The organism is Pseudomonas fuscovaginae SE-1, assembly GCF_000364705.1.
In the GTDB taxonomy this organism is placed as follows: Bacteria; Pseudomonadota; Gammaproteobacteria; order Pseudomonadales; family Pseudomonadaceae; genus Aquipseudomonas; species Aquipseudomonas fuscovaginae_A.
Window position 1 is genome coordinate 1 of sequence record NZ_AQOH01000321.1, and the last position, 8,360, is coordinate 8,360.

Genomic DNA, 8,360 nt, shown 5'->3' on the forward strand with positions numbered 1-8,360 from the left:
CTGATTCCCGAGGCCACGCTCATGGCCTACCATGATCTGATCGGCGATCGGGTGAACCAAACCTCCAGCTTCACACTGGGTGGTTCGCCCTTCGTCGTCAGTGGCAGCAGCCCGGTACGTGACAGCTATGAGGCTCGCCTCGGGGTCAAGTACCAGATCGATGCGTTGACCCTGGGGGCCGGCTACAACTATCAGGCCAAGACCGGGTTCGATGCAGACACCTTCACGGTCGAGGCGCGCTACGTGTTCTGACCTGCCGAGTGAGGGCGGTCCGCGTTGTCGGGCTGCCTGACTTTGTATGCAATGGCCCGGCCCAGCCAGCAGGCGAGGATGAAGGGCGCCGTCAGGGGCGTCAGCCCCAGGGTGCCAAGGGCGGGTGTCAGCAGGATGGCCAGGCTCATGCCGCTCAACACCAGCCAGGATCTTCTCAGCAGCGGACTCAGTGCCAGGGCGACCAGCACAGAGTTGTAGCTGTTCAGTCCCGCCAGTGCCAGAGGCGATTCGCTGCACAGCCCGAATATCACTCCCACGCAACTGCCGAGCAATGCCCACAAGGCCGCGCGGTGGTTAGCCATCAGTAACCCGACGAGAACCAGGCCGCCAGCCGATGGCGTGTCGAGGAACATGACCTGGCCGAAACCCCTGGTGACAGCTTGCAGCAGGCTGAAGACATTCGGTTCCATCGGCCTTGCCGGCATTGGCGTGGGGGGGCTGCCGGCCAGCAGCGCCCAGCCGAGCAGGACGAAAGGCGCGGTGTAGGCCGGCAGTCCCCTCGGCCAGTGGCGGACCAGTATCGCGCTCAGGCCTCCGGCGGCGATGATCAGCAGCGGCAGGATCGGCGACCAGGTCATGTTCAGGCTGATCAGCAGGCCTAGCAGCACGCCGTTGTAGCTGTACAGGCCGGCCTGGCGCTCGGCCTTGGGGTAGCCACGACGCTGTGCCGTCAGCAGGCCGGCGAGACCGCCGAGCAGGGCGCCGCCGAGCTGGCCCGGGGCGCCGTAGAGGATCGCCAGCAGGCAGAGCAGGCCGCACAGCGGATGACGCTGGAGGAAGATCTGGCTGAAACCGTTGAGCAGGGCAGTGGCCCAGTCGGGGCAGTGTTGGTTGAAGTGTTTCGAGTGCATGGCAGGTCGGGAGAGTCTGTGGTGTGTGGATTTATTGTCGTTGGCCTCTTCGCGGGCAAGCCTCGCACCTACAGGCTTTGCGTGGCCTTGCGGGCGCGTGGCTTGCCTCGCGAGGAGGCTGGCGCGAATTTCAGATCAGGGTTTCGATTCGCAGCGAGTTGGTCGATCCGGGCTGGCCAAAAGGCACACCGGCGGTGATCAGCAGAGTGTCGCCCCGCTGCGCCATGCCCTGGGCCTGGGCGATCTCCAGGGCCGTCGAGCAGACTTCGTCGACCTGTCGCAGCCGGTCGTTGACCACCGAGTGCACGCCCCAGGCCACGCTCAGGCGGCGGGCCGTGCGGCACGTTCGGCGTGAGGTTGAGGATCGGCGCTGCCGGCCGTTCCCGCGCCGCCCGCAGGCTGGAGGCACCGGACTCGCTGTAGTTGACCAGTGCCGCCACCGGCAGGATCCGGCTGATCCGCCGGATCGCACAACTGATGGCGTCCGAAACCGTGGCTTGCGCCTGTGGCCGGTCGACGTCCAGTTGGGTCTGGTAGTCAGGCCCGCTTTCCACCTGGCGGATGATTTTGCTCATCATCTGCACGGCTTCCAGCGGGTAGTCGCCGGAGGCCGTTTCGGCCGAGAGCATCACCGCGTCAGCGCCTTCGGCCACCGCGTTGGTGGCGTCGGTGACTTCGGCGCGGGTCGGTGTCGGGGCGAAGCGCATGGACTCGAGCATCTGGGTCGCCACCACCACCGGCCGGCCCAGCTGGCGGCAGGTACCGATGATGTCCTTCTGGATCTGCGGCACGCTTTCTGCCGGTACTTCGACGCCCAAGTCGCCGCGGGCGACCATGATCGCGTCGCTCAGTTCGGCGATTTCCCGCAGGTGGGTCACCGCCGAGGGTTTCTCGATCTTGGCCATCAGTAACGCCTTGCCGCCGATCAGTTCGCGGGCTTCGCGGATGTCCTCCGGGCGTTGCACGAGCGACAGCGCGACCCAGTCCACCGCCAGTTCCAGGCCGCGGGCCAGTTGCACCTTGCCCTCGGCGAAGCGGCCGATGCGCAGTTTCGGCCCCTGCAGGTCCATCAGGATGCCCAGCGGGTAGTTGAGCTGGCGTTCGACCTCGCGGATCCACTCGAAGCGGCGGGCGTGCTCGGCGTGTTCGCCATGGCTGAAATTGAGGCGGAAGATGTTCACGCCGGCCTCCACCAGGGCGCGGACGTCGTCGAGGCCGCGGGTGGCGGGGCCGAGGGTGGCGAGGATTTTGACTTTCTTGTCAGGCGTCATGTGCTGTGCGCTCCTGGGGGGCGCTGTCGAGAATCAGGATGGCGCGCAGGTCGTTGACATTGGTGCGCGTCGGCTCGGTGACGACCAGCGCGTCCAGTGCGGCGAAGTAGCCATAGCCGTTGTTGTCATCCAGTTCGTCGCTGGCGTTCAGGCCCAGGGACTGGGCGCGGCGGTAGCTGTCGGGCGTCATCAGTGCGCCGGCGTTGTCCTCCGAGCCGTCGATGCCGTCGGTGTCGCCGGCCAGGGCGTAGACGCCAGGCAGGCCCTTGAGGCTGTCGGTCAGGCTCAGCAGGAATTCGGCATTGCGTCCGCCACGGCCGTTGCCGCGCACGGTCACGGTGGTTTCACCGCCGGAGAGAATCACGCAGGGCGCCGGCAGCGGCTGGCCATGCTGGACGATCTGCCGGGCGATGCCGGCGTGCACCTTGGCCACCTCGCGGGATTCGCCCTCCAGGTCTCCGAGGATCAGCGGGCTGAAGCCGGCCTGGCGGGCTTTCACCGCCGCCGCCTCGAGGGACTGCTGGGGGCGGGCGATCAACTGGAAATGGCTGCGTGACAGGCACTCGTCACCGGGTTTGACGGTTTCCGACTCGGCGCTGTGCAGCCAGTCGCGTACCGCTGTCGGCACTTCGATGGCGTGGCGGGCGAGAATCGCCAGGGCATCGGCCGAGGTGGTGGGGTCGCCGACGGTCGGGCCGGAGGCGATCACCGTGGCCTCGTCGCCCGGCACATCGGAAATCGCGTAGGTGTATACGCTGGCGGGCCAGCAGGCCCTGGCCAGGCGGCCGCCCTTGATCGCCGAGAGGTGCTTGCGCACGCAGTTCATCTCGCCGATGGTCGCGCCGGACTTGAGCAGGGCCTTGTTGATCGCCTGCTTGTCCGCCAGGCTGATGCCCGGTGCCGGCAGGGCGAGCAGCGCCGAGCCGCCGCCGGAGAGCAGGAAGATCACCCGGTCGTGCTCCTCCAGGTCGCTGACCAGCGCCAGCACGCGCCTGGCCACGGCGAGGCCGGCGGCATCGGGCACCGGGTGGGCGGCTTCGACCACCTCGATCCTTTCACAGCGGGCGCCGTGACCGTAGCGGGTGACGACCAGGCCGCGGACTTCGCCTTGCCAGCAGCGCTCGACGACTTCGGCCATGGCCGCGGCAGCCTTGCCGGCGCCGATGACGATGACCCGGCCGCTACGGTCTTTCGGTAGGAACGGTTCGAGCACGTGCTGGGGGTGAGCGGCGTCGATGGCCGTGGCAAACAGCTGACGCAGGAATTCTTGCGGATCGACCGACATGGCGGGCTCCCGGATTTATTGTTATGGCGTTGCGGGCAAAACCGGCTTGATCACCGGGATTGAGGTGTTCAAAAGTCCCTGTGGGAGCCGGCTTGCTGGCGATAGCGGTGTGTCAGCCAGGAAGATGTCGGCTATCGGATCGCAATCGCCAGCAAGCCGGCTCCTACAGGGCGGTGGTGTTACTCGTCGCGGATCGAGAAGTTGGCCATGTGTTCCAGTCCCTTGATCAGCGCCGAGTGGTCCCATTCGCGGCCACCGATGGCCGCGCAGGTGCTGAAGACCTGTTGGGCGTTGGCGGTGTTGGGCAGGTTGATACCCAGCTCACGGGCGCCGGCCAGCGCGAGGTTGAGGTCCTTCTGGTGCAGGTTGATGCGGAAGCCCGGATTGAAGGTGCCCTTGATCATGCGTTCGCCATGCACCTCGAGAATCTTCGACGAGGCGAAGCCGCCCATCAGTGCCTCACGCACCTTGGCCGGGTCGGCACCGTTCTTCGCCGCGAACAGCAGCGCCTCGGCCACCGCCTGGATGTTCAGGGCGACGATGATCTGGTTCGCCACCTTGGCGGTCTGGCCGTCGCCGTTGGCGCCGACCAGGGTGATGTTCTTGCCCATGTTCTGGAACAGCGGCAGGGCGCGGGCAAAGGCCTGGCTGTCGCCGCCGACCATGATGCTCAGGGTCGCGGCCTTGGCCCCGACCTCACCGCCGGACACCGGAGCGTCGAGGTACTGAGCGCCTTTTTCGTTGATCTTCGCGGCGAAGGCCTTGGTGGCGCTGGGCGAGATCGAGCTCATGTCGATGACGATCTTGCCCGGGCCGACGCCGGCGGCAATCCCGTCGGCACGAAACAGCACGTCTTCCACCTGCGGGGTGTCGGGCACCATGACGATGATGAACTCGGCCTCCTGGGCCACTTCCCGGGGGGTGGCCAGGGCCACCGCACCGGCGGCGACCAGGTCGGCCGGGGCGCTGGCGTGGTGTTCGGAAAGGAATAGGCTGTGGCCTGCCTTCTGCAGGTTCGAAGCCATGGGGTGACCCATGATGCCGGTGCCGATGAAACCGATTTTAGCCATGAGAAAAATCCTCTTGTTACCTGTGCCAAAGAAGGGAAGCGTTCAGATCGCGTTGTGGCTTTTCAGCCAGCCGAGGCCGGCCTCGGTGGTGGTCAGCGGCTTGTACTCGCAGCCGACCCAGCCCTGGTAGCCGATGCGATCCAGGTGTTCGAACAGGAAGCGATAGTTGATCTCGCCGGTGCCGGGCTCGTTGCGGCCCGGGTTGTCGGCCAGTTGCACGTGATTGATTGCGCCCAGGTGATTGCTCAGGGTCCGGGCCAGGTCTCCCTCCATGACCTGCATGTGGTAGATGTCGTATTGCAGGAACAGGTTGGCGCTGCCGACCTGTTCGCGAATCGACAGGGCCTGGGCCGTGGTATTGAGGTAGAAGCCGGGAATGTCGCGGGTGTTGATCGCTTCCATCACCAGCCGGATACCGACGGCCTGGAGCTTGGCGGCGGCGTACTTGAGGTTCTCGACCAGGGTCTTCTCCAGGAAGGCGTCGTCGAAGCCCTGCGGACGAATCCCGGCGAGGCAGTTGATCAGGGTATTGCCCAGGACCTGGGCGTAGGCGATGGCCAGGTCGACCCCGCCGCGGAATTCCTCGACGCGATCCGGGTGGCAGGCGATCCCCCGTTCGCCCTTGGCCCAGTCGCCGGCGGGCAGGTTGAACAGCACCTGGGTCAGCCCGTGGGCGTCCAGTTGCGCCTTGATCTCGGCGGAGCTGAAGTCGTAGGGGAACAGGTATTCCACACCCGTGAAACCGGCATCGGCGGCGGCCTTGAAGCGGGCAAGGAAGTCCTGTTCGGTGAACAGCATGGACAGGTTGGCGGCAAAACGTGGCATGGCGGTCTCCGGTGGAAGTGCGGCGGGTTGCTGGCTACTCGGGCTATGTGGGAGCGGGGGACCGGCGAACAGGGCCGCGAGCATTCGAAAGCTTCGCGGGCAACCGAGCGTCGGCCGGCCGCTCCTGCATTCACAGAGGTGTCAGTCGAGCAGCGAAATGGCGGTGGGGGCATCGTTGCCGACCAGGGCCAGGTCCTCGAATTCGTTGATGGCGTTGATCTCGGTGCCCATGGAAATGTTGGTGACGCGCTCGAGGATGATCTCGACCACCACCGGCACCTTGAACGCCTCGACCAGCTCCTGGGCCTGGCGCAGCGCCGGCTGGATCTGGCCTGGTTCGAAGACGCGCAGGGCCTTGCAGCCCAGGCCCTCGGCCACGGCCACGTGGTCGACGCCGTAGCCGTTGAGCTGCGGTGCGTTGAGGTTGTCGAAGGACAGTTGTACGCAGTAGTCCATGTCGAAGCCGCGCTGGGCCTGGCGGATCAGTCCCAGGTAGGAGTTGTTCACCACCACGTGGATGTACGGCAGCTTGAACTGCGCGCCCACCGCCAGTTCCTCGATCATGAACTGGAAGTCGTAGTCGCCCGACAATGCCACCACCTTGCGTTGCGGGTCGGCCTTGACCACCCCGAGCGCCGCCGGAATGGTCCAGCCCAGCGGGCCGGCCTGGCCGCAGTTGATCCAGTGGCGTGGCTTGTAGACGTGGAGAAACTGCGCGCCGGCAATCTGCGACAGGCCGATGGTGCTGACGTAGCAGGTGTCCTTGCCGAACGCCTGGTTCATTTCCTCGTAGACGCGCTGCGGCTTGACCGGCACGTTGTCGAAGTGGGTCTTGCGTTGCAGGGTGGCCTTGCGCTGTTGGCAATCCTTGAGCCACGCGCTGCGATTCTTCAGCTTGCCGGCGGCCTGCCATTCGCGGGCCACTTCGATGAAGACGGTCAGGGCCGAGGCCGCGTCGGAGACGATGCCCAGGTCCGGGGTGAACACCCGGCCGATCTGGGTCGGCTCGATATCGACATGGATGAACCTGCGGCCTTCGGTGTAGACCTCCACCGAGCCGGTGTGGCGGTTGGCCCAGCGGTTGCCGATGCCCAGCACCAGGTCGGACTTGAGCAGGGTGGCATTGCCGTAGCGGTGCGAAGTCTGCAGACCGACCATGCCGACCATCAGCGGGTGGTCGTCGGGCAGGCTGCCCCAGCCCATCAGGGTCGGGATCACCGGGATGCCGGTCAGTTCGGCGAATCCCACCAGTAGCTCGCTGGCGTCGGCATTGATGATCCCGCCACCGGCGACCAGCAGTGGCCGTTCGGCCTGGTCGAGCAGGGCCAGGGCTTTCTCGGCCTGGATCCGCGTGGCGCCGGGCTTGAGCAGCGGCAGTGGCTGGTAGGCGTCGATATCGAATTCGATCTCGGCCATCTGCACGTCGAACGGCAGGTCGATCAGTACCGGCCCAGGGCGACCCGAGCGCATTTCGTAGAAGGCTTTCTGGAAGGCGTAGGGCACCTGGCCCGGCTCCAGCACGGTGGTGGCCCACTTGGTCACCGGTTTGACGATGCTGGTGATGTCCACGGCCTGGAAGTCTTCCTTGTGCAGGCGGGCACGGGGCGACTGGCCGGTGATGCAGAGGATCGGAATCGAGTCGGCGCTGGCGCTGTACAGGCCGGTGACCATGTCGGTGCCGGCCGGCCCCGAGGTGCCGATGCACACGCCGATGTTGCCGGAACGGGTCCGGGTGTAGCCCTCGGCCATGTGCGAGGCACCTTCAACGTGGCGCGCGAGGACGTGATCGATACCGCCGACTTTCTGCAACGCCGAGTACAGCGGGTTGATAGCAGCGCCGGGAATGCCGAAGGCGGTGTCGATCCCTTCGCGACGCATCACCAGCACGGCGGCTTCGATTGCTCTCATTTTGCTCATTGTTTTGTGCCTCTTAGGTTTTGTAATTGTATACAAGTGGCTCTGTATCGAGTGTATTCATGACGAATGGCACAGGTCAATTCATTTTCTTGAATCGGTATGGCATTCGTCCGGATCCTTTAAATACGAGGATTATGCGATGTTTCGTCCATTGTGTGATTTTTTTGTATACAAAAATATATATTATTGTGTTCTATTTGCTGTGCGTAATCGCTCCCGCCTGGAGCGCCGAAAACTTTCCAAAAATAATGAGGACGGCACCCATGAGCGCTTTAACCTTGAAAGTCGCAATCAGCCTGGCCGGCCAGGCGATCGCTGCGGGACGGACGATTTCGGCGGCACCGCTGACCATCGCGGTACTCGATGGCGGTGGACATCTGGTGACCTTGCAGCGTGAGGACGGCGCCAGCCTGCTAAGGCCGCAGATCGCCATCGGCAAGGCCTGGGGCGCGATCGCCCTGGGCAAGGGCTCGCGCCTGCTGGCGCTGGACGCGCAGCAGCGGCCGGCGTTCATCGCCGCGTTGAACGGCTTGGGCCAGGGTAGTGTGGTGCCGGCACCGGGCGGGGTGCTGATCCGCGATCAGGCCGGGCAGGTGCTGGGGGCGATGGGGATCAGTGGCGATACGTCGGATATCGACGAGCAGTGCGCGATCAGTGCGATCGAGGCACTGGGACTGACGGCGGATGCCGGGGTATCAGCCTGACGGCAACCGTTGGAGAGGCGAGCTGTCTGGGAGTGCCATGTTGTTGCAGTGGTAGCGAGCTTGTGTGGCGAGCGGGCTTGCCCGCGCCGGGGCGCAAAGCGGCCCTGAAACCAGCCAACGCGGTGCATCAGCCAGAATGGGGGATCGGTTTACGGCTGGTGCGC

The 8,360-nt window shown here is 65.3% G+C and carries 7 protein-coding genes and 1 pseudogene; 2 read left to right on the top strand and 6 right to left on the bottom strand.

Going from position 1 to position 8,360, the window contains the following annotated elements; all coding sequences use genetic code 11:
- Positions 1–252: autotransporter domain-containing protein (locus K675_RS0125685; RefSeq protein WP_026145538.1), on the top strand; the 252-nt coding region annotated here is incomplete at its 5' end.
- Here K675_RS0125685 and K675_RS0125690 read toward each other — a convergent pair.
- The 6 genes and pseudogenes from K675_RS0125690 to gcl form a co-directional block, all read right to left on the bottom strand.
- Positions 240–1,124, bottom strand: a complete 885-nt coding sequence (locus tag K675_RS0125690; RefSeq protein WP_017906330.1) for an urea transporter — start codon at positions 1,122–1,124, stop codon at positions 240–242. The genes K675_RS0125685 and K675_RS0125690 overlap by 13 nt on opposite strands.
- 130 nt (positions 1,125–1,254) lie before the next feature.
- Positions 1,255–2,395 (bottom strand): annotated as a pseudogene (locus K675_RS31400) (pyruvate kinase).
- On the bottom strand, positions 2,385–3,680 hold the full coding sequence (locus K675_RS0125700) for a glycerate kinase type-2 family protein (RefSeq protein WP_017906331.1): 1,296 nt from the start codon (positions 3,678–3,680) through the stop codon (positions 2,385–2,387). Before K675_RS0125700 ends, K675_RS31400 begins: the two are co-directional and overlap by 11 nt.
- A 179-nt stretch (positions 3,681–3,859) precedes the next feature.
- Positions 3,860–4,750 carry a 2-hydroxy-3-oxopropionate reductase gene (locus tag K675_RS0125705; RefSeq protein WP_017906332.1) on the bottom strand — a complete coding sequence of 297 codons (891 nt, stop codon included), beginning with the start codon at positions 4,748–4,750 and terminating at the stop codon, positions 3,860–3,862.
- Positions 4,751–4,792: 42 nt separating this feature from the next.
- Positions 4,793–5,575, bottom strand: coding sequence for a hydroxypyruvate isomerase (hyi, locus tag K675_RS0125710; protein WP_017906333.1), 783 nt, complete (start codon positions 5,573–5,575; stop codon positions 4,793–4,795).
- 141 nt (positions 5,576–5,716) lie between these two features.
- Positions 5,717–7,492, bottom strand: coding sequence for a glyoxylate carboligase (gcl, locus tag K675_RS0125715; RefSeq protein WP_026145539.1), 1,776 nt, complete (start codon positions 7,490–7,492; stop codon positions 5,717–5,719).
- Between the two features lie 263 nt (positions 7,493–7,755).
- Between gcl and K675_RS0125720 the strand changes: the two genes are divergently transcribed.
- Positions 7,756–8,196, top strand: coding sequence for a GlcG/HbpS family heme-binding protein (locus tag K675_RS0125720; protein WP_026145540.1), 441 nt, complete (start codon positions 7,756–7,758; stop codon positions 8,194–8,196).
- Positions 8,197–8,360 lie beyond the last annotated feature (164 nt).